Raw genomic sequence first — 23,249 nt, forward strand, 5'->3', positions numbered from 1 at the left:
GAAAAAGAAAGGGAGGCAGAAGTGTTTTTTCAAACGATTGATTTATTAGAAACATGCGCCGCTACTTTACGTTGTGATAGTACATAATAAATAGCGATTCCTAATGAGAAGATCAATATGCAGCTTAATACGTAAAACGGCAGCATGACTCCGACTTTAGATACACCCGCTGTAAACAACATTAATAATAAAATTCGTATTCCAGTACCAATTAGGCGAAATAAGCTGTCTACACGTCCCATTACTTCGTTTGGAATTTCCTCCATCATCAATACATTTCTCGCCACTCTTGTACCCGCATTTCCAACTGCATGAAAAATTGCAAGTCCATATAAGAAAATTACGGAAGGTTCAATAATCATTACGGTAATTGAAATTACATAAATGAACATCGTCATAACGATTGAAACTTCTGTTTTTACATATTTCATTATGAGTGGAATACAGATTCCTGCAACAACCGCTCCAACACCGTACATCATCCCCTCTATTGCGTATACAAAGGCATTGACTTTAAGTATATCCGAAATATAAACTGGTATTAAATAATTTGCCATCATAACACCTATAAACGGCATATAAGTGGCCAGTAAGAACCAAAAGAGCTTAGGACGTTTTTTCATAAAGTGAATTCCTTCAAACAATTGCTTCTTAAATATTATTTTTCTTTTCACTTCTTTTTTCTTTACGTACGGTATACATAAGAAAAGAAAAAATGCTCCAGCAAAAGTTAACATGTCTACTAACAAAATCCACTTCAAAGATACAATTTCAATTAAGAAGCTCGCGGCCGCTCCAGAAATAACTTGTGTTAACTGTCCTTGTATTTCCATCGTTCCACTTAAACTTTTATAATGTTCCGCTTGAAATATCTCTTGGTTGAACGCAAATATTGTAGGATAAAATAATAAATAGTAGAATGATCCGGCTATATAAATAAGAATATAGTGAATAGAATGATAAGGTTGCCCCGCAAATCCCCATATAACCATTATTCCAATTACGGCAATTCCGATTCCTTCGTTACATAGCAATAAAGATTTTCTTGAAAAACGATCAATACTTTGCCCAATGAGTGGTGTTAATAAAAACATAATGAGGGTTGCAATGATAGAAACATAACCAAACGTTGTCTCTCCTCCACTCTCTTTAATTAACAGCCACGGAATCGTTATCATAACAATTCCGGAACCAATAGCAGATAGACTATTGGCCCCTAGAATGTAATACAAGCGAGAATCATGATAAAGTGAGGACATATCACTCCACTCCTAGTTGCTTTTTCACCTCTTTATATACGCTCATATATGCTTTTAATTCTTTAACTACATCATGAATTAATGGTTTGGCATCTTCCCCAAGTTCACCATCTTGCACATGTAATCCATCAAGCACAACTTGTTTTGGAATTGCATTTGCATAAACACCTCTAGCGACCGTTCGCATGCTGTTTAATGCATTTATTCCACCTTTACCGCCACCAGCAACCGCTAACAACGCAACTGGTTTATGAATAAATTCACTACTACTTAAGTAATCTAAAGAGTTTTTCAGCGCACCGCTCATCGCATTATGATATTCTGGTGTACATAATACAACCCCATCCGCAGCTTTCACTAACGTTTTCAATTTTTTTACTGCCTCTAAATCACGTTGTGACTCTTCTCCATTGTATAAAGGTAACTCCTCAATTGCTAAATCATATAATTCTCCTTCAAATTGATCCGCAATATATTTTGCCACCACGCGAGTTCTACCAAATTTTCTTGGTGTACCGTTAATAACGACTAGTTTCATGATTATTTCTCCCCTTTGTTTTCAAGTTCTATCTATATATTATCAGAAATTTCTATACAAAACACAATATAAAGAGTTAACTTGTTTCATAAAATAGTATGATAAACAAAAAAGAACTCATACTTTCGTATGAGTTTCGTATAATTACTTTGTTTCATCTCTCAGACTCAATGTACCTAAACTTTCATTTGCTTCAAAATGATTATATGCTTTTTCCGCTAATTTTTTCCGTTCTTCTGGTAATTCTATATATTTCATTACGTTTTCAATTATTTTTTCGTACGGAGTAAATACAATTCCCGGCCACTCTACCTCATCTTCTGGATTACTATTTTCGGAAATAATAAATTTCTTATTTGCGACTGCATAAGACACGCGAGGTGTTTCAAGAATTCCTGATAAGTAAAAATGAATATTTAATATAATTTTAGCTCTAGCAATCAATTCATTTCTAACAATTCCCCACGCATTATTTTTAAAAACTATATTTAAATTCGGGGCAATCGCTTTTAGATGATCAAAAATAGCTTGCCGCCTCGGATTAAGGGCACCTATAAACAGAATATCAATATCTTCAGTAATCTCATCTTCAAATGCATCTTTTTTTATTTCCAAAGTTGGAGCATAGTTCATTTCTACATGTTTTATTTCTTTTCCTACCCCTTTTTGTTTTAGCCATTCTATATTTTGTTTACTATAATCCCAAATCACTCTATCTTTTAATAATATTAAATAAAGGGGGTGCGCATATGGACTTCCTTCGTATAGCTGTTCTAAATTATAAATAATTGCATCTTTCGGAAGAAGATTCGGGTTATATGCGTATGTATGTGCTCCAAAAACAACTGTATTCTTTACATTTTCCAGTATTGTTTCTGATATAATTACTGTATTTCCCTCCTGCTCCAACCGCCACTTTAAAGCTCGCGCAACATCTATGAAACTACCGTATGTCTTTGGACATATAAAAAGACAATAATCATATTCTTTATTCAAATAAGCTTCCATTAATTTTAAATTATTTTTATATAAATCTACATCCGGATGTTTAAGTGCTAACTCATTTGCATGTTTTCTTGCTACTTTATATAATCCAGCATAATAAGCAGCGATGCATCTTCTTAATTCGATTCTTTCACGATGTTCATCTAATACATCCATGTTTAAAAGAAGATTTGCGATACAATACGCTTTTAAATGATCACGATCATAATAATAGTCTAGTAGTGGCATCAATTCTTCATACGTATTTCCATGCACCGATTCTCCTAGTTCAATCGCCCATCGCATTAATTCCATGATTACTCCACTACTCCTTTAACCGAAAATGTATTTAATAAAATTTCGCATTATTCTCTACTATATTTGCTATATGAAATGGAATCTCTTCTTTAATCGATTCCAAATACTTTTGCGACACGGCCCCTAAATGTTTTTTATGAGGTATATAGAAAGCACTAATAGAAATTTCATAGTCAAATAAGTAATCATACACATGATAATCTACAAATAGAAGATCATCCTTTGGAAAAGGAATTTCCTTCCCTTGCAGAGCATACATCAAAGCAATATTGTTTTGAGATCGTAATCGATACAACCTTGCAAGTTGGTATAATGGCTCAGCCCGAGTTGGTCTATATTCCCACGCTTTTTGAAAATAAAAAACAGCTAATGCTAAATATTGCTCTTCTTGCCCTTTAACATTTTCTTTTTCATCAGCATCTGTCACTTCATTTTGTTTATTTGCTGAACGATTTGCTAACTGCTCATAACAAAATCCTATTCGCAATAACGAATAGAATACCTCTTCAACCCATCCCCCTGCTTCCACTCGTTTTTTATACCATTTAATCGAATCTTCAAATTGACTTAAATGAAAATAAGTCTGGGCTAAATAAAATAAATATCTTATATGCAAATCTGGCGTTGTTTCTGGGTCATTTATTCCTTGTAACAACAACCTCTCATCTCTTTCAAATTTATCAGCTTTACTCCCCCCATCTCCGGGATCATTCACGACAAGAGTCTCTAACCGATCTACCCTCGTATTGTAATTCGCTCCAACTTTTGAACGATCTATATCCCAATACTCATGAGTAACACCGACAGATTTCCATGGTAAAGAAGCTTTTAATAGACGTGTAAGCCAATATTTAATATGAACATCATATTGCAATGTAAGATAATGATCTTCCGTTAAGCTCGTTTTATCGAAATTCGGATCAACCTCTAAAATCATATCCGCATCTAATATTAATAAATAATCCGCTTCTGGATATGTTTTTTGCGCTAATGAAACTGCTAAGCTTCTGTTATAACCAAAGTTTTTAAACGGCTCATGATGAACTGTCCCAGGTATCTCATTTTCCTTACACCAATTTCCAATAATTTCAGGCGTATTATCCGTCGATCCAGTATCACAAATAGAAACAAAATCTACAATTGATTTTGTTGCATTTAAACATCTTTCCATAATTCTAGACTCATTTTTGACGATCATACAAAGACATAACTTTTTTTCTTCCTTTACAGACTTCACTTGCTCATTTCCCATTTAACCACCTCATATTTTATTAACACGCTCTTCTCATATGTAACAACATTTTTTAGCTATACTGATGACATAAGCACCCTTTTACTATTTATGAAAACTTCATTTTATTTATTCTTACTTTTATGTTGGGACATATTTCATGCTTCGCTTTATATTTGATACAATCAATATAAAAAAACATAATACGGGAATCCGTACATTTCAAAGTCTAAGAGGAGGTTATATTTTGTTGGATTACATTTGGCTAGATGACAAATCACCAATTTTAGAACAACTACCAAGAAACTTTAAATCTGCAGCTATATTGCTACATCCTTTTGTCCAAATGCCTTTAGGATGGGAAAAGTCTGTGAGAAAAAGACCATATGAGCACATCTATCCTAGCGCTGAAGAAATCATTCATAATGGGAAGTCCGTTTCTTGGAAGGAAATGATGTCTTGTAGTGGATTACATTCATACGCAGACCTAGCAATGGCCATGTTGACTTCCATTAGTGCCTTTTCAGAAGAATATAAAAGAGAGGATTTAGCTGAAAAGCTACATTCAAACTTAAAAAAAGATTTTTATTATCCAACAGAAGATTATACGTCTATATTTTTATTACACAAATTACTTAAACTCCTCGGTTCTAGAGGTGCAAGAAATCTATATTTCTCTGAACCAATTCTTGATACAAACGGATTATTACAGGTAAATAATACTACTCCATTAGATATTTGGGACATTAGCAATAATGAGTTAATTATTACTGGCGAAGACAATGAGTATGCGTTTATGAGTATATACGATTCCTTTACAACCTTATTATTAGCTAAAGAAGAAAATATAGAATATATTGTTCAATCAATGAATGTTGAAGCTGTCATTTGTGACAACAAAACGATGATTGATTGGTATTTGTACATTAGTAATTTCTTAAACTATAAAAAAGAAACTTGCGCTTATGCACAAGTTTCTTTTCAAAAACATCCTTATTTTTTTACAACTTCATGTCCACCGAACTGATTACGTAGTGCTGAAACTACTTTTCCATGGAATGTATCATCTTCCTGAGAACGATAGCGCATAAATAATGACATCGCGATTACTGGTGCCGCTGCTTGTAACTCAAGCGCAGTTTCAACAGTCCATTTCCCTTCTCCTGAAGAGTTCATTACACCTTTAATGCCATCAAGTTTAGGATCATCTGCAAATGCTTTTTCAGTTAAGTCCATTAACCAACCGCGGATTACTGATCCGTTCGCCCATACTTTTGCAACATCTTCATAATTGAAATCAAAGTCACTCTTATCTAGTACTTCAAATCCTTCAGCGATTGCTTGCATCATGCCGTACTCAATACCGTTATGAACCATTTTCAAGAAATGACCACTACCAACGCGGCCAGCATAAGAATAGCCATTTTCTACTGCTAAATCTTTAAATAAAGGTTCTAATTGGTCGTAAATTTCTTTTTCTCCACCAACCATTAAGCAAGCACCATATCTAGCGCCTTCTACACCGCCTGATGTACCGATATCTACATAATGTAACCCAAAGCTTTTCGCTTCTTCAGCACGGCGTAACGTATCTTTATAGAATGAATTTCCGCCTTCAATAACGATATCACCTTCATCTAATAATGGATATACATCTTTTAGTACTGACTCTACAACTTCTCCTGCAGGCACCATTACCCAAATTGTACGAGGTGCTTCTAATTCAGCGATCATTTCTTTTAATGTATGACGTGCAGTAACTCCTAGTTTTCCTGCCTTTTCAACAAGCTCTTTATTTACATCGTATACAACTACTTCGTGCTTGTCTTCATGTAAGTGTTCAGCTAATGGAAATCCCATTTTTCCTAATCCAATTAAACCTAGTTTCATATTAATCAATCTCCTATTCTATACAAATATATTTAATATCGAAATTAGCCCAAGCGCTACTACAGATAATATAGTCTCCATTGCAGTCCATGTTAATAATGTTTCTTTCACAGTCATTCCGAAATACTCTTTAATCATCCAAAATCCTGAATCATTCACGTGTGATAAAATTAATGACCCTGCGCCTGTTGCAAGTGCTAGTAATTCAACATTTACACCAGGTATACTTGCTGCAATCGGTGCTACAATTCCAGCTGCTGTCATCATAGAAACAGTTGCCGATCCAGTTGCGATTCGGATTAGTGCCGCAATTCCCCACCCTAATAATATCGGTGAAATATGCGATTCTTTCGCCATATCTGCAATTGTCGTTCCAATTCCAGAATCTAATAGTACTTTATTAAATGCGCCGCCTGCACCAATCACTAACAATATGTTTGCAATTGGACCAAGGCAATCATTTGTAAATTGTAATACTTTATCTTTCGAGAAACCTTTTGCATATCCAAGACTAAAGAAAGAGTAAATAGTTGCAATTAATAAAGCGACAATCGGATCTCCAGTAAAGTGTAATACTTGTGCTAGTTGACTCGTTTTATTTAATGCAACTTCTGCTATTGATGCACCAAGCATAAGAAATACTGGAAGTAAAATTGTAAACAATGTATTCCCAAAGCTAGGAAGCTCTTTTTTATTATCTTTTTCAGCAAATTGCTCCGCTATATCTAACGGTACTTCCTTATGTATACGAGCTCCAATCCATTTCCCGTAAAGTGGACCTGATATGATTGCAGTTGGAAGTCCGACAATTAATGCATATAAAATTGTCTTCCCTACATCTGCTTTAAAAATACCAACTGCCGCCATTGCCGCTGGATGCGGTGGAACAAGTCCGTGTACGACTGACAGTCCTGCTACTAGCGGAATACCGATTGTAATAAGTGATACCCCAGTTTCTAACGCAATTGTAAATACTAACGGAATTAATAGGACAAATCCAACTTGGAAAAATACCGGAATCCCTACTAAAAATGCAACGAACATCATCGCCCAGTGAACTCGTTTCTTCCCAAAACGATTAATTAATGTGTTAGCGATACGTTCAGCACCACCAGATTCGGCCATCATTTTTCCAAGCATCGTTCCTAGTGCTAAAACTATTGCTAAAAATCCTAACGTATTACCAAGCCCTAGTTTAATAGAATCAATAATTCCTGGATCTTTTGGTGAAGTTCCAATTAAAGGCATTCCCATTGCTAATCCTACACCAATTGCTGTTAAAATTAATGCGACAAATGGATGCCATTTTACTACCGTAATAAGTAAAAGTAGTATGACAACTGCCGCTAGTACGATCCCAACTACCATTTCTCCCAATCCCCCTATTATTTACGTTGGAAAGCAGCTATACAATCAAATTCTTCTTTCAAGCGATTGTAAAGTCGTTCATACATATAAAACATTTCTAAATATATAGCCGTATTTTCTTTATTCGGTACATGGTGATGAACAATATCAATCCAATCCTTTACCTCTTCAAGAGAATCAATTTTTCCTACAGCATATAAAGCAACTGCCGCTGCCCCAAGCGCAGATGCTTCATGACTTTCAGGTACAAGCAATTCTTTCCCCATCATATCGGACAACATTTGTCTCCAAAATGCAGATTTCGCAAACCCTCCTGAAACTCGTATTTCAGTAAGTGGCCCTGTACAATCTCTAATTGCGAGTGCTACTGAATATACACTCATACAAACACCTTCCATCACTGCACGTATAAAATGTTCTCGCTTATGTTGAAGATTGATTCCAAAGAATGTGCCACGAGCATTTGCATTCCAGTAAGGTGCGCGTTCTCCAGATAAGAAAGGTAAGAACAATAGCCCATCCGCTCCAGCTGGTACGCTTTCTGCATATTTAATTAATAAATCATAAGGATCAATTCCGAGCTTTCTTGCTACTTCTTGCTCTGGACTACCAAATTCATCACGTAACCATCTCAGTAATATTCCGCCGTTATTCGTTGGACCACCGATTACCCAGTGCTCATCTGTTAATGCGTAACAAAACGTTCTCCCTTTCTCATCTGTATTTATATTTGATGAGATTGTTCGAACCGCACCACTCGTTCCAATGGTAATTGCAGCCGCACCCGGTGATATCGCCCCAACTCCTACATTTGCAAGAACCCCATCACTTGCTCCTATGACAATTGGTGTCTCTGCACTTATCCCCATCTTCTGTGCTAATTCTGGCTTCATACCTGATAAAATATATGTAGTTGGTACAGGGGTTGATAATTGTTCTGGTGACATATGTAACATAGTTAAAACATCTTCATCCCAGTTTAATGTTTCTAAATTAAATAACCCCGTAGCAGAAGCAATCGAATAATCAACTACGTAGCGTGAAAATAATTGGTAAATCACATACTCTTTAATGGAAATGAATTTATAAGCACTTGTATATAACTCTGGTTCCTCTTCTTTCATCCATAACAATTTAGAAAGTGGTGACATCGGATGAATTGGTGTACCTGTACGTCTATAAATTTCATGCCCATTCATTTGTTGTAATAATTTTTCTGATTGCTTCGTACTTCGATTATCTGCCCAAATGATAGAACGCGTTAATGGCGCACCATTTTCATCTACTGCAATTAATGCGTGCATAGCTGTACTAATACCGATTGAAGAAATATCTTCTGGTAATACATTACCCTTTTCGATGGCAACGCTTACACTTTTGTATACAGCGGCACATATTACATCAGGATCTTGCTCAGCCCATCCGACGTTCGGTTGAATAATTGGGTAATCGATTGCATGTGATGCAATGACTTTTCCTTTTTCTGTGAACACAACCGTTTTCGTACTTGTGGTACCGATATCAATCCCGATTACTCTCCCCCTTGTTTCCATGCGAATCTTCCCTTCATTTCTAGCAAAATACGATTTAGTAAACCGTTTACATGAATTAGTATATAAAATATTTTTTCATTTATCAAGTTATAAAAAGAAAATTTTTTTCATATAAAAAAATAAATCTACTCATTCCATTTCACTTATACACTAAATTTAGCTACTCCTTGCGGTAAAATTACGTTATATTCGTTACGCAATACACTCTTTCCTCTCATTAACAACACATACATAGTCCTCCATACGTTCTACTCATTTGCATGAAGAAAGAGTTGAAAAGCAATATTCATTTTTAGCGGTCACGTAATATCGCTATCAAGCCAAGAAAAGTAACTACCCGCAGAATGAAAATTCTGTGCATTTTGCTCTTGTTTATTGTTTTAAGTTCACTAGTCCTTTTGTCTTGATAAAAATAGAGCGCGGCCCCTACTATTACTTTTTTATCTTGTAAATATATCTTGCATACTATAAAATTCAACAGTATTTTTATTTTTCAGAAAAATAAAACAATAATATAGAATTTATTGTATAATGTTGTAAAAAGATGTCGGAGGGATTTAATGTTAAATACAATATCTCAATTCACAATTAAGCTTTCATCAATTCTTTTATCACTCTTACTATTATTAAATTTACCTTATTTATTTATCACTCAACAAGGATTTACCTTTCAACCAATTTATTTTTTTAATCAGATCGTTACCATGTTAAAACAGGTCTTCTCCCTTGAATCATTAGTGATTATAGGATCCGACCCGAAGTTTGGCCATTTCAAAAAAACACCATTATTTCCAACTGTTTTAGAACCTTACCTATATTCATTTACTATATTATTTTTAGCCTTTTTTCTTGCTCTCTTTTTATCATCTAGCACGGCATTTTTTTATTTTTTAGCAAAAGATTATATAAAAAAATGGATAAACCGAATTGTGTTCATATTAGAAGCTGTCCCTGATATGATGATGATGATTTGTTTGCAAATATTTTTCATATGGGTACTTCAGAAATTTGGGGAATCTCCTGTCACTATTATTTCTTTTAATGAAAATCGAGCTTATTTACTCCCTATTTTATCATTAGCTGTCTTACCTACATTACAAATGTTTCGGATGATGGTGTTATACATAAAAGAAGAACAAGGAAAACATTACGTAGAGGTTGCATATGGAAAAGGCCTTTCATCAAGTTATATATTATCCATTCATTTATTCAAAAATATATCTATCCACTTCTTCCACCATTTAAAAACGATTTTTGTTTTCTTACTTTCTAATTTATTCATTTTAGAATTTGTTTTTAATATGGAAGGCATTATTCAATTTTTATTTAATAAGGCGTTTGTTTCACCTCCAGCTACATTTATTATACTTGTTATGATTATTTTACCGTTTTACGCCATTTTCCAAATAATCTCATTCATGATGAATAGATGGAAAAAGCAATTGAAAGGAGTATCATTATGAAATCTATTTGGAAATCAAAACGCTTTTTAATCGGCTTTACTTATTTATTCATACTTATTTCAGCTAGTTTTATTTATAGTTGGTTCTTTAAAGATAACATCCCAAAACCTCCTCAGTTACTTTACAATGAAAATAACGAATTACTTGGAAAGGCCCCCTTTCCGCCTTCGTTAATTCCACCTTTTGGATCTGATCGTTTTGGAGAGTCTGTTTTCTTACAAATTGTAGAAGGAGCAAAATTTACTATTTTATTAGCCGTGGCAATTAGCTTCTTTCGAATTTTATGCGGAACATGTATAGGAATCCTCTTAAGTTTATTTGCTCCAAAACTCAAGAGATTTTTCCAGTCATGCTCAGAAGTTTTTTATTATATTCCAACTCTATTTATCGCATTCATACTTATCACGCCCGTTAATATTGTAATCACGTCAAATGCTGATGGGGTAGATCCAAATATTTCATTTACGTTTTATCAAGTACTCGTACTTATTTTCGTCGCTCTGCCTACACTTTCTTTATACATATCCTCAGAGGTTGATGAATTTATGAAACAAGATTACATCTTAAGTTCACAATTACTGGGGGCTAGTCGTTTTCATATTATTAAAAAACACTTACGAGTCTTATTACTTGACCGCTTATTTGTATTATTTATGGAACATATCGTCCAAACACTCATACTCGTTATCCATTTAGCGTTGCTTAACATTGTAATTGGCGGCATACAAATGCGTGAACTCTATGACGGAGTGCTCAAACCTGTTTCTCTATCTAATGATTGGGCAGGCCTTATTGGATTAAATCGTAATGAAATGAATCTTTCGTGGTGGATTATTTTTTATACTCTCGCTTCATTCTTTATTACGATTCTATTTATTAAGCTTATGACCATCGGGATTCAAGATGCACTGAAAGCAAGAGATTCGCAAATTGTAGCAATTCAAAACGTTCCAGATCATAAAAAATTTGTTAAACATAAAGATTCTTTTTCGTTTGCAAATAAAGTAAACCTTTAATCGTTTCTCATTAATCAAGTATTAATTGGCATCGATATTAGTAGAAAATAAAGAAGATGATCCCTATTAAATACAGGGATCATCTTTTTATACCGTCTAACTTTTTTTACATGTCCTTTGCTAGACTCACAATTTTTATATTTAAAGTGAATTATTTGCAATCACAATTATGTTTTTTAAAATCAATTACCATACGCCCTTGAATTCTACCTTGTTCCATTTCTTCGAATACATTTTGTACTTTATCTAGCGAACAAGTTTGAACAACCGGCACTACTTTTCCTTCTGCCCCAAACATAAACGCCTCTTCCAAATCTTTACGAGTACCAACTAGAGAACCAACTACTTCAATTCCATCCAGTACAAGTCGCGGGATGTTTAAGTCCATTGTTTCTACTGGTAGCCCTACTGCAACTACTTTACCGCAAGCACGTACTGCATCAACTGCTGAGTTAAAGGCTACTTTAGAGACTGCTGTTACTACCGCAGCATAAGCGCCACCAAGCTCCTCTTGAACAATTTTATCAGCAGGACCTTGAGAAATTGGATTGATAGTCATATCAGCACCAACTTCTTTCGCTAAGGCTAATTTGTCGTCATTAATGTCTACTGCGATTACCTTTGCACCAAATACATTTTTAGCATATTGGATAGCTAAGTTACCTAATCCACCGCAGCCATAGATTACAATAGGTTGACCAGGTTTAATATCTGATACTTTAATAGCTTTATATGTAGTTACACCAGCACATGTAATTGATGATGCTTGAGCAGGATCTAATCCTTCTGGTACTTTTACCGCATAATCAGCTGTAACGATACATTGTTCAGCCATACCACCATCTACTGAATAACCTGCGTTTTTAACTTCACGGCAAAATGTTTCTCTACCAGTTACGCAATATTCACAACGTCCACAAGATTGGAACATCCATGCAATACTTACACGGTCACCTATCTTTAGCGAATTAACATCATCAGCTATTTTCGTAACAATACCTACACCCTCATGACCAAGAATACGGCCATCAGTGTTACCAAAATCATGATTCGCAACGTGTAAATCAGTGTGGCAAACTCCACAATACTCTACATCTACTAACGCTTCACCTGAGCGTAACGGACGTAATTCTTTTTCAACCACTTCGATGTTTGCTTTGCTGTTTTTATTAACCACTACTGCTTTCATATGTGATCTCCCCTTTAGTGTTCTAGCGTTTTAATGAGTTTATCTCACAACTACTTTCCTCACTACTTTGGCTAGTTACCGTACCAAATTTAAGTATTCAATCATCATTACATGTTCATCATAACATGACACTTCATAAACAAATTGTGAAATTATGAACAATATTTGAATCATTACACAAATCGGTCTTTATTTTTAATTTTTAAAAATGAGAGTTTATCACTGACTATATGTAAGTCATACATTTCTAAAAGAAAATAAATTAACAAACTTCTCAACGATAAAAAAAAGCTCTTTACTCAATATTTTCTACATTTAAACACTTAGTTTCACAGTAATAGCCTTTACCGCCAACATAAACTTTTTCTATTTTATTTTTGCTATTGGTTGCTAATTTAACTAATATTTCGGAAGGCGAGTGTAAAGAATAACCTTGTTCAAATACATAGACTTCTTTTTGCAAATAGTGCTGTTCATAAAGGTAGCAAGCTAATGCACCGTTTGAAGTTCCAGTCGCTGCTTCTTCATTAATGTCGTATAGTGGAGCAAAATTTCTGCATATAATTCGATTGTCATTAAAAGTATATAGATGCATCCCAACAACATTATAATACTTGCTGATTTCTTTAATTTTTTCAAAATTAGGTTGCAGTGCATGTAATTGTGTTTCGCTTTTTATAGGAATTAAAATATCTTTTAAGCCCGTGGAGACAATTTGGATTGGGTATTTATTGTCTATATCTTTAATGTCAAAACAGTCGGTGAACTCATTTGGAGATACAACATCATAGAATATCGGTTTATTTTGTTCCATGAATATGATGTCATCTGTTATGGTAATAGTAAGAACACCGCTGTTCGTTTCAATCGTATAGCGATTCTTGAAAATTTTATTTAAATGCATCAGTATCGCGAAAGAGCCAATTGTGGCATGACCACATAAATCAACTTCTTCTTTTGGAGTAAAATACTCAAATTTATAATCAGCAATTTCAGATTCTGATATAAATGCGGTTTCCGCATAACCCAGTTGTTTCGCTATTGTCATTTTTTGAGTAGTGGTCAATGTATTTGTATTCTCAATAAATACCACTCCTGCTTTATTTCCGCCTTTATGATCCTTGCTAAATGCACTTGCAACATAAACGGATATTTTCATAAGACACCTTCCTCACTTATAGTAAATTATATATAGAAAGCACTACATATAAATGTAATTGGATAAATTATCCATAAAATACGAGACAAACTATTTTTAGCATTTGAACTCTCCAAAAATAGTTTGTCTACAGTCTGAAAGCTCTTCATTTGAAGAGCTTTTTTATATTCGCTTCATCGAAATCGTTTCACGTATACTTTGTAAATTTTTAAGCGTTTCCTCTTGTCGCTGCAACGACAACCCTACATACAAAGTATCTAATAAGCTTAACTGTGCTAATCGTGATGAACTTGCTTCTGTGCGGAACTCAGTCTCACGTGTTGATGTATATAACGTTATATCAGCAAGTTGACTTAATGCTGATTTCTTATAGCTCGTAATCGCAATAATTTTGGCCCCTCTTGCTTTCGCTACTTCTAATGCTTCAAGTAATCCTTTATTGCTACCAGAGTGAGAAATGCCAATAACAACTGAATTTTTCGAGAGTAAACCTGCTCCCATAATTTGAAAATGCGAATCAGTATGAGCGATACAAGAAATACCCGTTCTCATAAACTTATGATACGCATCCATCGCAATAATACCAGAGCCACCATTTCCATAAAACTCAATTCGACTTGCTTCTTGCAAGGCTCGTACAGCCTGCTCAAGTGCTGTTTCATTTAGCAAATGTAAAGTATCTTGCAGTCCTGTAATATGCGAATGAAAAACTTTTTTAGCAACAGTTACCATACTATCTTCTGCTGATACCTCTTCATGAATATTTTGCATTGGTGTATGTACAATTTCACGGGCTAATGTAATCTTTAAATCTTGAAAACCTTGCAAACCAAGGTGTTTACATAAGCGGAATATCGTAGCTTCGGAACTATTCGTAACTTCAGCTAATTCTGTAATAGATTTATGTACAACATCTTGTGGATGTTTCAAAATATGTTCGGCAATACTTCGCAATTTCGGTGATAAACCATTTAACGAAGCCTGAATCTTTCCAATCCCACTTCTTGTACCAGGCATAGCATATCTTCCCCTTCCATCGTAGCTTTATCCTGTAAAAATCGATTAGTTTAACTAATCATCAGTGGGGATGGTCCCCCCTGATTAGAGTTTCACTTTATTGTACCTAATTATTAAAAGAAGAAAAACCTATATTAGGGATTACTATAAATTTTAATTGCTCCTATGTATTCTGTCATACGATATAACAGAATTATTCATACTTATGAATAATTCTCCCCATGTTTCACTGCGTATAATGCGGCTTGCGTACGATCATCCACTTCCAATTTAGCTAAAACGTTTGAAACGTGTGTTTTCACAGTTTGTTCTGTAATATGAAGTTCTGCTGCAATCTCCTTGTTGCTTCTTCCTTTCGCAATTTCACGAAGTACCTCTTGCTCTCTTTTCGTTAACATTGAAAAAGGATTTTCTATTTCCTTCTTTACTCCGGAACGCCCCATTAATGCAGGTGTTACTTTCGGGTGAAAATTCGCATTTCCTTGATGTACTGCAATAATAGAAGCGACAAGTTGCTCAGGTTGTACTTCTTTTAATTGATAACCATCTGCTCCAGCTTCAAGTGCTGGTATAACATAATCTTGCTCTGAAAAACTACTTAATATAAGTACCTTTATCGTCTCATCGTATTGCTTTAGACGTTTTGTCGCCTCAATTCCATCCATTTTCGGCATTGATACATCCATTAGTACGACATCTGGTTTTTCTTTTTGCACGAAATGTAATGCCTCTTCGCCATTTTCCGCTTCCCCAATAATTTCAAATTCTCCTCTCGTTTTCAAAAAGAATACAAGTCCTCTTCGAACGATATGATGATCCTCAACTAATAGCAATTTAATCTTCAATCTTATTCTCCCCTTCAAATCGGCAATTGAATTTCTATTTTTGTACCCTTTCTCAGCTCTGTTATAATTTGAAACGATCCCTTCATTAATTGAATACGTTCCTTCATACTTTTCAGGCCAAGTGCTGACTCCCTTACTTGATCTTGTATAAATCCTATTCCATTATCTTCTATGTAAAAAAATAACTGGTTATTTTCTATTTTTAAAAGAACATGTACCTTTTCACACGAAGCATGCTTTTTACAATTATGTAGCGCCTCTTGGCTAATACGCCATAAAACTTCTTCTATTTCATCCCCAATTGAAACCATCCCATCAATTCGAACTTCCACTTGAACTCCTAACAACTTCCCGTAATTTTGAATTGCTTCTGCTAATCCTTTCTCTAATCCTTCAGGTCTTAATTGCCAAATTAATAACGTCATCTCTTGTAATGCTTCTTGTGATAATTCTCCAATATAACTTAACATCTCTTGCAATTCTCTATCTTGCGTCATATTCAAAGTACCTTTTGCTGTTAGCATAATAGAAAATAACAATTGTTTTACTGAATCATGTAAATCACGTGCAAGTCGATTTCTTTCCGCTACCACTACATATTTACGTTCTTTCTCAACTAATTGAATACGTTGTATTGTCGTTCCAATTTGAAATGCAATTGATTCTAATAACGCTAACTCTTCCTCAGAAAAATGTGTCTTATGAGGCGCGGCTACATTTAATAGGCCAAATTTCTCTGATCCAGACCTAAGCGGAATTGTCGCATGATGTGTAACATCTTCTGTCTCTCCCCAATTACATTCAATTGCATCTTCTATTCGCTTACATTCAATAATATTAGTCGCTTTTTCTAATCTCCCATTCACAAAACGTTCTACACACCAACAGTTTCCTTCACACATCGGCTTCTTCTCTTGCCACGTAAGAGCCTCTGGTAAATTTTCGTCTACAAGCATGCTATGCTTTCCACTTTCATCAATAAAGAATATCCACCCTGTTTGTAAATTCATTACTTGTAACAATGTATGCAACACTTTTTCTAACATATCCTGTAAGTTTGTTGCTTCATTTAATAATTCAGCAATTTCTTTTAATGCTTCTAAACGATGCATCTCTTTTTCTTCAAAGTTCATTCTCATCACCAACTACAATTATAACATTAAGAAATTTCTAAATTCTATAAATAAAAAAAGAACCGAATTCCTTCAGCCCTTTCTTTATATCAATCATTTTATTATTGTTATTCTATCCAATGTTGGAATCAGAATTTTTGTTAACAAGCGATTCTACTTTAGCTGTCCGATAAAGATTGTCCACCATGAATATGCTGTAAACTTTCAGTAGTAACAACCATATTCGCTGCCGGCATTTGCACTTGATTCTTATGGAATATAGACATTAATTCAAATCTTACTTGTCTAGAAGTTTCAAAATAATCTTCTGGCTTTATTAAACCTGTAATACAAAATTCATAGCCAACATATTTCAGGTTAGGATTTAAGTCTGTAACACCGACGTATTTAAATGGTTCAACAGCCTCATCCTCTACTCTATAAAGAGTTTGATCCAATTTTTCATTGCATATAACACATACTTCTTCTAACAATTCCTTCACTCTTGTTGGATCTTCCTGATAACTTACCGTGATGCGTTCAATTACACGCATCCATCCTTTATTAAAATTTTGTATCGTTCTAATCTCTCCGTGTGGGATGGTAAGTAATTTTCCTGACCATTCACGTATTTGCATAAAACGAATACTAATCTCTTCAATAGTTCCTGAATTTGTTCCGTTAAAAGTTACAAAATCACCAACTCGAAACTCTTTGTCCGCTAATCTTGCAAAGCCTAATATAACATCTTTTAACATCTGTTGTGCAGCAAAACCGATGACAACTCCAGCTATCCCTGCACCTGCAATAATACTTTTTATATCTACAAATTGGCTAATTAAATATATGATAAGACTGATGATAATGATATATCTAAAAATAGATCGAATTACACTTTGAATCGTCTGCTCTACCTCTTCATCAAAAAAGCTTGATTTCCTAAAAAACCAATCAATAATACGGTTTATTACAAACGAAATAATGATTAAAACTAAAGCAAATAGCAAAAATCTTAAAAGTAAAAACTCCCTTACATAATTAAAAAATTCTTCAGTATACGTTAATAAACTCATCCATCCACTTCCTTAACTAATAAAAATTCTATACAAAGCCGCTATATTTTTTAAATTCATTAGACATTCTTCTATAAATATACCCTTTTTCATAACCTAAAGGGAGCTGGCAATTGAAATTTTTTATGACTTTACTTTAAAACTACACTACTCATCTCAACAAAAGGAAAACATTTACATTATATCGAATAGTTCATTTGAAAATATTATTACTCACGGAGGTTACAACCAATGGGATATATTGAAGAACTAAGAGAAGTTGTTGGATCAAGGCCACTCAATTTAGCAGGCGTTGCGGTAGCTGTTTTCAATGAACAAGGACAAATATTACTACAACAAAGGCGAAATGGCATGTGGGGTGTCCCAGGAGGTTTTGTGGAACTTGGTGAATCTACAGAAGAAGCTGGAAGACGAGAAGTACTTGAAGAAACAGGAATTGAAATTGGTACACTTCAGCTAGTAAGTGTATTTTCAGGTAAAGAATTTTTTGTGAAATTACCGAACGGAGATGAATTTTACCCTATGGCAATCGCTTACCTTTGCAAAGATATTACAGGTGGCTCGCTACAAGCTGATCGAGTCGAATCATTACATGTACAGTTTTTTAATTTAAATGAGCTACCACAAAATATTAGTCCATTCATAAAAAAATTAATTGAGCAAAATGTCGTCTCGGTTTAAACGCAAAAAAGAGACCTTTTTAAAGGCCTCTTTTTCATTTCACTTCTGCATGTAAACAAGATTTAAAATGTCCAAGTGCAAATTCATGCCCTTGCGCATTAAAAGATGCAACTGCCTTTTCATAAACAACAATTTTAAATCCTTTATTATACGCATCTACTGCTGTATGAAGAACGCAAATATCAGTACAAACACCTACAAGATGAACTTCTTCTATTCCTCTTTCTCTTAACTTCATCTCTAAATCTGTTCCAGCAAACGCACTGTATCGCGTTTTATCCATATAATATACATTCTCAGCATTTTTATATGTTTCGTATACTTCTTGTAACTCACCGAATAAGTCTCTACCATTTGTACCTGCTATATTATGAGGAGGGAATAATTTCGTTTCGGGATGATATTCATCATTTTCTTCATGTTTATCAATTGCAAACACTACGTAATCTCCATTTTCAATATATTGCTTCGTTATATGTACAATTTCCTGTTCGATTTCTTGACCTGGTTTTCCGCAAGTTAAAGCGCCTTTTTCCGCTACAAAATCATATGTATAATCAATATTAATAAGAGCTCGTTTCATAACTACTATCTCCCCTTCTCCTGTTTCACAGTAAACAATAGAAAATTTGTTATTACGACATCGTATGTACTATTCGACATTTCAAATGAAATACCTACATTTTTCTTGTAAAACTTATCTTAATCAAAGTTTATCATAAAACAGGCACACAATGACAAAACATATACTTCCCATTAACAAGTCATAAGTTTGATAATTAAACGTAAGTTGATTAACGTCTTGTATAGTAACCCAAATTACTGACATGATTATACTAATCAAGAAGATACGAACATATCGATTCATACCTTCAACCTTTTTCTCCATCATAGTAGTAACAAGTGATTCCTTACTGCTTAATCGTACTAGAAAACGAAATAAATTATTCCCTATTACACCATTCCATCCAAACAAAAAAGCACACTACTTTTTTGAGTAATGTACTTTTTATTCTGATTAAGACGCAGGCTTTGTCTCAAATGTTGCTTGATTAAAACTAATAACCTTTCCTTTCGGGTCATTGTTTTCATACTGAACTGCAGTAATTGTATGACTACCTGTTTCCAGCGTCTTTTCTTTTAATTGTACTGTTGTCTGTGTTGTACTAGTTACTTGATGTTTATCTGTATACATTTGATCTACAAATATGAATGTTTCTTTATCACTTTGAAAATTAGAAAGTTCTAATTCAACTTGCTGAATTAAAGTATCCTTTTTGATGAATACAGTCGGTATATTTCCATTTTCAGAAGTACCATCTGGAGTAATAACTTTTACTTTCCCTTCTCCAATTGACATTGCGCCTTCAGGAAATACAACCATATTCTCATCACTTGCGTTTACAACTTGTTCTTCCTGTTTTGATTGCGCGTCCTCTTTTTCCTGTGGAGCACCGCAACCTACTAATAACAATACAGACAATCCAGTGATTATGAATTTTTTCAAAGTTCATCCCCCCTGTCATTTGATTATAATTTATTATACAAAAATAACTTTTAAAACTTTTATGAACATATAGAAGCATGCTCACGATTAATGTATCATACTTTCCTTAATAGAACATTAATTTTTTTTATGAAATAAATAGTAATTCCTTCTTATTTATCATTTTAGCCCAACAAATCGATATAATACCCGCTCCAAAATAAAAAGACATTGATATGTCCAATGTCTTTTTATTTTGCACTTTAAAAAACAAATGTTGTGATTTCTTCTACTTCTTTTCTTGGAAGTTTTTTTGGCTTATCTTTCGGAAATCCGAGTGAAATAACCATATTTATTTGTTTTTCAGGCTCAATTTGTAAATATTGGCGCAGTTCATCTTGAGCTAGCAATACTGGCCCTGTCATTGGACAAGTACCAAGTCCCTTTGCATGTGCAGCTAACATTAAGTTTTGTGCCGCTAAACAGCTACTCTTAATCCCTTCTTCTTCCCAAACTGAATCTGGAACAAAAGCAATGGGATCAAATATCTTTTCACGAAACTTTGATTCATATGGTGTTGCCAAGCATACGATTAATACTGGTGCCTCAGAGAAAGCTGTCGCATATGGTCCGAAAGAACGCGTAAGTAATTTCCCTGCTTTCTCTTCTCCATTATCTGTTGCTTTTGCCGCAAGTTTATGTAAAGCATCCCATGTCATTTGTTCAATTTCTTTAATCTTCTCTCGGTTCATAATGACCAAGAATTCCCACGTTTGTGAGTTCGTATCGCTCGGTGCATAACGAGCACAATCAATTATTTCTTTTATATCATTAGTAGATACTTCTTGTTCTGTGAACTTTCTAACACTTCGTCTTCCGTGAATTACTTCTTTAAAACCTTCATAATTCATACATTAAATCCCCTTTTTACAGCGTTTTCAAATCTTGTCCTACGCTTGAATTATATCATGAAAAAAAGCTGAAGGAATATCAGCTTTTTTCTTCAATATTAGTTCATAACTTTAAACAATCTAATACTTTCTTCATATGCCACTTGGAGTTTCTTTGTAATTGGTCCTCTTTCGCCGTTTCCAAACTGTTCATCACCAATTTGAACGACTGGGAATATTTCAAGCGGCGTCGCTGTAAAGAAGCACTCATCAGCCTCATATACTTCTTGTAATGAAAACTCTCGTTCCTCTACTTCGATATGTAACTCTTTCGCTAATGTAATAACATAGTGCCGCGTAATGCCCTGTAGAATGAAATTGTCAGCCGGATGTGTAATCAATTTATTATTTTTCACCATAAAGAAATTCGAATGACACCCTTCAGTCACAATGCCATCTCGTACTAATATTGCTTCTTGATACCCTTGTTCATTTATTTTATTTTTAATCATGATATTTGGTAAAAGATTTAATGATTTTATATGGCAAAACTTCCACCTGATGTCCTCTTCTACCGTTACCTTAATCCCTGCCTTCATTGAAGCAACTGGTCTTGGGAACGAAACAAGATTTGCAAAATATGTCGGTTGTAAATCTGATTCATATACATGATTGCGTGGTTGTGCACCTCTTGATATTTGTAAATATACATTCCCATCTTCTTGAAATTGATTTTTTTCAATCATTTGATGTAACTCTTCCACTAATTCTTCCTTCGTAAATGGTGGAATTAGTTTTATTTCTGCCATAGAGTTAAAGAATCGTTCCAAATGTAAATCTAATAAATGAGGCTTGCCATCGTATAGTCTAAATACTTCATAAATACCATCACCAAATTGGAAGCCGCGCTCTTCTAATGCGACCATCGGCTGTTCTTCCTTCGTATTAATCATTCTCCCATTAAACAAGATCCACTCTTTATGAGTAGCTTTCATTCTTCCCCACTCCTTTATCACATGATTGATTTTATTGTACAACTTATGTCACCCTTAAAGAAGGAATTTTCTGTATTTTCACGAACAAAAAATACATCACTTCGTAAAAGTGATGTATTTTATCATTTATTTAAGGAAATATTTTTCAATATCATCTAACATAAGATTCGCAGCTTTAATACCGCCTGCTGTATTCCAGATTACTTCATCCACTTGGAATACTTTATTATTTTTAGAAGCCTGTAGTTGCTTAAAGAGTGGATCTTCTGTCCATTCCTTTGCTAACGAATTTCCTTCATTATTCTTATCTGCATCTTTATCAGACGTGAAATAAAATAAGTAGTCCCCGTCCATATTTGGAATTTGCTCTTTTGTAATTCCTTTTATCGCAAAATCATCTTTATCTTGTAATGGTGGTCGTTTAAATCCAATATCATTTAAAACAACTCCCGAGAATGAGTTTTTTTGATAAATACGAACATCACCTGGCACGAAACGAATAATAGAAACTTTAGAATTCAATTTATCGCCTAACTTCTCTTTCATTCCTTCAATACGTTTTTTATAATCATCAAGAGCTTTTTGCCCTTCTTTTTCTTTATTTACAGCTTTTGTATAAAGCGTAAAGTTTTCTTTCCAATCACCGCGTAATGTTTCTGCATAAACAGTTGGTGCGATTTCTTTTAGCTGATCATATATTTTTTCGTGACGCATTTTATTTCCGATAATTAAATCTGGCTTAAGCTTCATTACTGCTTCTAAATTAATATCACGTTCAGTTCCTACAACTTCCGTATTTTTTAATTCTTTCGCTACATGAGGGTACCATTCATCACCAGCACGTGGTTTCGTAGTCCCCACTGGCGTTACGCCCATAGCTAGGAGAGCCTCTGCACCTTCATTTGTTAAAACAACAACTTTTTTAGGTGTACCATTTACTGTCGTTTCGCCCATTGCATGCTTGACCGTATATGAATCTTTTGCTTTAGCTGATATATCATTTTCTTTTTTCTCTTCTTTACTACATCCTGCAATTACAACCATGAGTATCATAATGCAGAACATAATTAGTTTTTTAGTATGTATCATATGTCCTCCCTAGATGAAATCGATTATCATTAACAATTAAAGATTAATGTATACTACATACATTGTCAATGTATATCAGAAAACTTTTTTAAT

General features: G+C 34.2%; 21 protein-coding genes and 1 pseudogene. 4 read left to right on the forward strand and 18 right to left on the reverse strand.

Features of this window, described 5'->3' with window-relative positions; genetic code table 11:
* Window positions 1-29 precede the first annotated feature (29 nt).
* The 4 genes from DN403_RS02280 to DN403_RS02295 all read right to left on the reverse strand — a co-directional run bounded on the left by DN403_RS02280 (window position 30) and on the right by DN403_RS02295 (window position 4,351).
* Entirely contained in the window at window positions 30-1,259 is a 1,230-nt protein-coding gene (locus DN403_RS02280; protein WP_016077771.1) for an MFS transporter, read from the reverse strand.
* A 1-nt stretch (window position 1,260) separates the two neighbouring features.
* Window positions 1,261-1,797: an NADPH-dependent FMN reductase gene (locus tag DN403_RS02285; protein WP_000780355.1), complete on the reverse strand. Its 537-nt coding sequence runs from the start codon at window positions 1,795-1,797 to the stop codon at window positions 1,261-1,263.
* A 144-nt stretch (window positions 1,798-1,941) separates the two neighbouring features.
* Window positions 1,942-3,096, reverse strand: coding sequence for a CgeB family protein (locus DN403_RS02290; RefSeq protein WP_000422331.1), 1,155 nt, complete (start codon window positions 3,094-3,096; stop codon window positions 1,942-1,944).
* 34 nt (window positions 3,097-3,130) lie between these two features.
* A complete protein-coding gene (locus DN403_RS02295; RefSeq protein ID WP_098437202.1) occupies window positions 3,131-4,351 on the reverse strand; it encodes a glycosyltransferase in 1,221 nt (406 codons plus the stop codon).
* 139 nt (window positions 4,352-4,490) lie between these two features.
* Here DN403_RS02295 and DN403_RS02300 point away from each other — a divergent pair.
* Window positions 4,491-5,249 (forward strand): annotated as a pseudogene (locus tag DN403_RS02300) (DUF2711 domain-containing protein); the annotation flags it as partial.
* 74 nt (window positions 5,250-5,323) lie between these two features.
* Here the strand turns inward: DN403_RS02300 and gnd are convergent.
* From gnd to gntK, 3 genes are read right to left on the reverse strand one after another with little or no spacing between them, the layout of a single operon-like run.
* Complete coding sequence (gene gnd / locus DN403_RS02305; protein ID WP_016077774.1) at window positions 5,324-6,220, reverse strand: phosphogluconate dehydrogenase (NAD(+)-dependent, decarboxylating); 897 nt, start codon at window positions 6,218-6,220, stop codon at window positions 5,324-5,326.
* A gap of 18 nt (window positions 6,221-6,238) precedes the next feature.
* Complete coding sequence (locus tag DN403_RS02310) at window positions 6,239-7,588, reverse strand: GntP family permease (protein ID WP_016077775.1); 1,350 nt, start codon at window positions 7,586-7,588, stop codon at window positions 6,239-6,241.
* Between the two features lie 17 nt (window positions 7,589-7,605).
* Window positions 7,606-9,141 carry a gluconokinase gene (gene gntK / locus DN403_RS02315; RefSeq protein WP_000449998.1) on the reverse strand — a complete coding sequence of 512 codons (1,536 nt, stop codon included), beginning with the start codon at window positions 9,139-9,141 and terminating at the stop codon, window positions 7,606-7,608.
* Window positions 9,142-9,701: 560 nt separating this feature from the next.
* On the opposite strand from gntK, the gene DN403_RS02320 reads away from it, so the two are divergent.
* Window positions 9,702-10,604 (forward strand): ABC transporter permease subunit, encoded by a 903-nt coding sequence (locus DN403_RS02320; protein ID WP_000935300.1) that lies wholly within the window; start codon window positions 9,702-9,704, stop codon window positions 10,602-10,604.
* Complete coding sequence (locus DN403_RS02325; protein ID WP_000836579.1) at window positions 10,601-11,620, forward strand: ABC transporter permease; 1,020 nt, start codon at window positions 10,601-10,603, stop codon at window positions 11,618-11,620. The genes DN403_RS02320 and DN403_RS02325 overlap by 4 nt, the downstream gene beginning before the upstream one ends.
* A gap of 151 nt (window positions 11,621-11,771) precedes the next feature.
* Here DN403_RS02325 and adhP read toward each other — a convergent pair whose 3' ends face one another.
* The 6 genes from adhP to DN403_RS02355 form a co-directional block, all read right to left on the reverse strand.
* Window positions 11,772-12,809: an alcohol dehydrogenase AdhP gene (gene adhP, locus DN403_RS02330; RefSeq protein ID WP_000649140.1), complete on the reverse strand. Its 1,038-nt coding sequence runs from the start codon at window positions 12,807-12,809 to the stop codon at window positions 11,772-11,774.
* 295 nt (window positions 12,810-13,104) lie between these two features.
* A complete protein-coding gene (locus DN403_RS02335) occupies window positions 13,105-13,968 on the reverse strand; it encodes a PhzF family phenazine biosynthesis protein (RefSeq protein WP_000704327.1) in 864 nt (287 codons plus the stop codon).
* Between the two features lie 162 nt (window positions 13,969-14,130).
* Window positions 14,131-14,985: a MurR/RpiR family transcriptional regulator gene (locus DN403_RS02340; protein ID WP_001119645.1), complete on the reverse strand. Its 855-nt coding sequence runs from the start codon at window positions 14,983-14,985 to the stop codon at window positions 14,131-14,133.
* Window positions 14,986-15,188: 203 nt separating this feature from the next.
* Window positions 15,189-15,830, reverse strand: a complete 642-nt coding sequence (casR, locus tag DN403_RS02345) for a two-component system response regulator CasR (protein ID WP_149185286.1) — start codon at window positions 15,828-15,830, stop codon at window positions 15,189-15,191.
* Between the two features lie 14 nt (window positions 15,831-15,844).
* Complete coding sequence (casK, locus tag DN403_RS02350; RefSeq protein WP_001008458.1) at window positions 15,845-16,963, reverse strand: two-component system sensor histidine kinase CasK; 1,119 nt, start codon at window positions 16,961-16,963, stop codon at window positions 15,845-15,847.
* A 158-nt stretch (window positions 16,964-17,121) separates the two neighbouring features.
* The gene (locus DN403_RS02355) at window positions 17,122-18,015 is read right to left on the reverse strand and encodes a mechanosensitive ion channel family protein (protein WP_000055429.1); all 894 of its coding nucleotides are present in this window, start codon (window positions 18,013-18,015) and stop codon (window positions 17,122-17,124) included.
* Between the two features lie 231 nt (window positions 18,016-18,246).
* On the opposite strand from DN403_RS02355, the gene DN403_RS02360 reads away from it, so the two are divergent.
* Window positions 18,247-18,696 carry an NUDIX hydrolase gene (locus DN403_RS02360; RefSeq protein WP_149185287.1) on the forward strand — a complete coding sequence of 150 codons (450 nt, stop codon included), beginning with the start codon at window positions 18,247-18,249 and terminating at the stop codon, window positions 18,694-18,696.
* Window positions 18,697-18,730: 34 nt separating this feature from the next.
* On the opposite strand, the gene DN403_RS02365 is transcribed toward DN403_RS02360, so the two are convergent.
* From DN403_RS02365 to DN403_RS02390, 5 genes are all read right to left on the reverse strand, one after another.
* On the reverse strand, window positions 18,731-19,279 hold the full coding sequence (locus tag DN403_RS02365; protein ID WP_000816792.1) for a cysteine hydrolase family protein: 549 nt from the start codon (window positions 19,277-19,279) through the stop codon (window positions 18,731-18,733).
* Between the two features lie 435 nt (window positions 19,280-19,714).
* Complete coding sequence (locus tag DN403_RS02375) at window positions 19,715-20,203, reverse strand: putative periplasmic lipoprotein (protein WP_000713494.1); 489 nt, start codon at window positions 20,201-20,203, stop codon at window positions 19,715-19,717.
* Between the two features lie 242 nt (window positions 20,204-20,445).
* Complete coding sequence (locus tag DN403_RS02380) at window positions 20,446-21,093, reverse strand: nitroreductase family protein (protein WP_001105348.1); 648 nt, start codon at window positions 21,091-21,093, stop codon at window positions 20,446-20,448.
* A 98-nt stretch (window positions 21,094-21,191) separates the two neighbouring features.
* On the reverse strand, window positions 21,192-22,067 hold the full coding sequence (gene dat / locus DN403_RS02385; RefSeq protein WP_000648395.1) for a D-amino-acid transaminase: 876 nt from the start codon (window positions 22,065-22,067) through the stop codon (window positions 21,192-21,194).
* 126 nt (window positions 22,068-22,193) lie between these two features.
* Window positions 22,194-23,156 carry an ABC transporter substrate-binding protein gene (locus tag DN403_RS02390; protein WP_149185288.1) on the reverse strand — a complete coding sequence of 321 codons (963 nt, stop codon included), beginning with the start codon at window positions 23,154-23,156 and terminating at the stop codon, window positions 22,194-22,196.
* Between the last annotated feature and the right edge of the window lie 93 nt (window positions 23,157-23,249).

The sequence above is a fragment of the Bacillus sp. AY2-1 genome (assembly GCF_008368965.1).
In the GTDB taxonomy this organism is placed as follows: Bacteria; Bacillota; Bacilli; order Bacillales; family Bacillaceae_G; genus Bacillus_A; species Bacillus_A thuringiensis_S.

Excerpts from the sequence above, each read along its gene's own strand:
- DN403_RS02320 (WP_000935300.1), top strand. The coding sequence starts at position 9,702 with ATGTTAAATACAATATCTCAATTCACAATTAAGCTTTCATCAATTCTT.
- dat (WP_000648395.1), bottom strand. The coding sequence starts at position 22,067 with ATGAAAGCTACTCATAAAGAGTGGATCTTGTTTAATGGGAGAATGATT.
- DN403_RS02335 (WP_000704327.1), bottom strand. The coding sequence starts at position 13,968 with ATGAAAATATCCGTTTATGTTGCAAGTGCATTTAGCAAGGATCATAAA.
- DN403_RS02365 (WP_000816792.1), bottom strand. The coding sequence starts at position 19,279 with ATGAAACGAGCTCTTATTAATATTGATTATACATATGATTTTGTAGCG.
- gnd (WP_016077774.1), bottom strand. The coding sequence starts at position 6,220 with ATGAAACTAGGTTTAATTGGATTAGGAAAAATGGGATTTCCATTAGCT.
- DN403_RS02340 (WP_001119645.1), bottom strand. The coding sequence starts at position 14,985 with ATGCCTGGTACAAGAAGTGGGATTGGAAAGATTCAGGCTTCGTTAAAT.
- DN403_RS02290 (WP_000422331.1), bottom strand. The coding sequence starts at position 3,096 with ATGGAATTAATGCGATGGGCGATTGAACTAGGAGAATCGGTGCATGGA.
- DN403_RS02380 (WP_001105348.1), bottom strand. The coding sequence starts at position 21,093 with ATGAATTATGAAGGTTTTAAAGAAGTAATTCACGGAAGACGAAGTGTT.
- gntK (WP_000449998.1), bottom strand. The coding sequence starts at position 9,141 with ATGGAAACAAGGGGGAGAGTAATCGGGATTGATATCGGTACCACAAGT.
- DN403_RS02310 (WP_016077775.1), bottom strand. The coding sequence starts at position 7,588 with ATGGTAGTTGGGATCGTACTAGCGGCAGTTGTCATACTACTTTTACTT.
- DN403_RS02355 (WP_000055429.1), bottom strand. The coding sequence starts at position 18,015 with ATGAGTTTATTAACGTATACTGAAGAATTTTTTAATTATGTAAGGGAG.
- casK (WP_001008458.1), bottom strand. The coding sequence starts at position 16,963 with ATGAACTTTGAAGAAAAAGAGATGCATCGTTTAGAAGCATTAAAAGAA.
- adhP (WP_000649140.1), bottom strand. The coding sequence starts at position 12,809 with ATGAAAGCAGTAGTGGTTAATAAAAACAGCAAAGCAAACATCGAAGTG.
- DN403_RS02360 (WP_149185287.1), top strand. The coding sequence starts at position 18,247 with ATGGGATATATTGAAGAACTAAGAGAAGTTGTTGGATCAAGGCCACTC.
- DN403_RS02295 (WP_098437202.1), bottom strand. The coding sequence starts at position 4,351 with ATGGGAAATGAGCAAGTGAAGTCTGTAAAGGAAGAAAAAAAGTTATGT.
- DN403_RS02280 (WP_016077771.1), bottom strand. The coding sequence starts at position 1,259 with ATGTCCTCACTTTATCATGATTCTCGCTTGTATTACATTCTAGGGGCC.
- DN403_RS02390 (WP_149185288.1), bottom strand. The coding sequence starts at position 23,156 with ATGATACATACTAAAAAACTAATTATGTTCTGCATTATGATACTCATG.
- DN403_RS02325 (WP_000836579.1), top strand. The coding sequence starts at position 10,601 with ATGAAATCTATTTGGAAATCAAAACGCTTTTTAATCGGCTTTACTTAT.
- DN403_RS02285 (WP_000780355.1), bottom strand. The coding sequence starts at position 1,797 with ATGAAACTAGTCGTTATTAACGGTACACCAAGAAAATTTGGTAGAACT.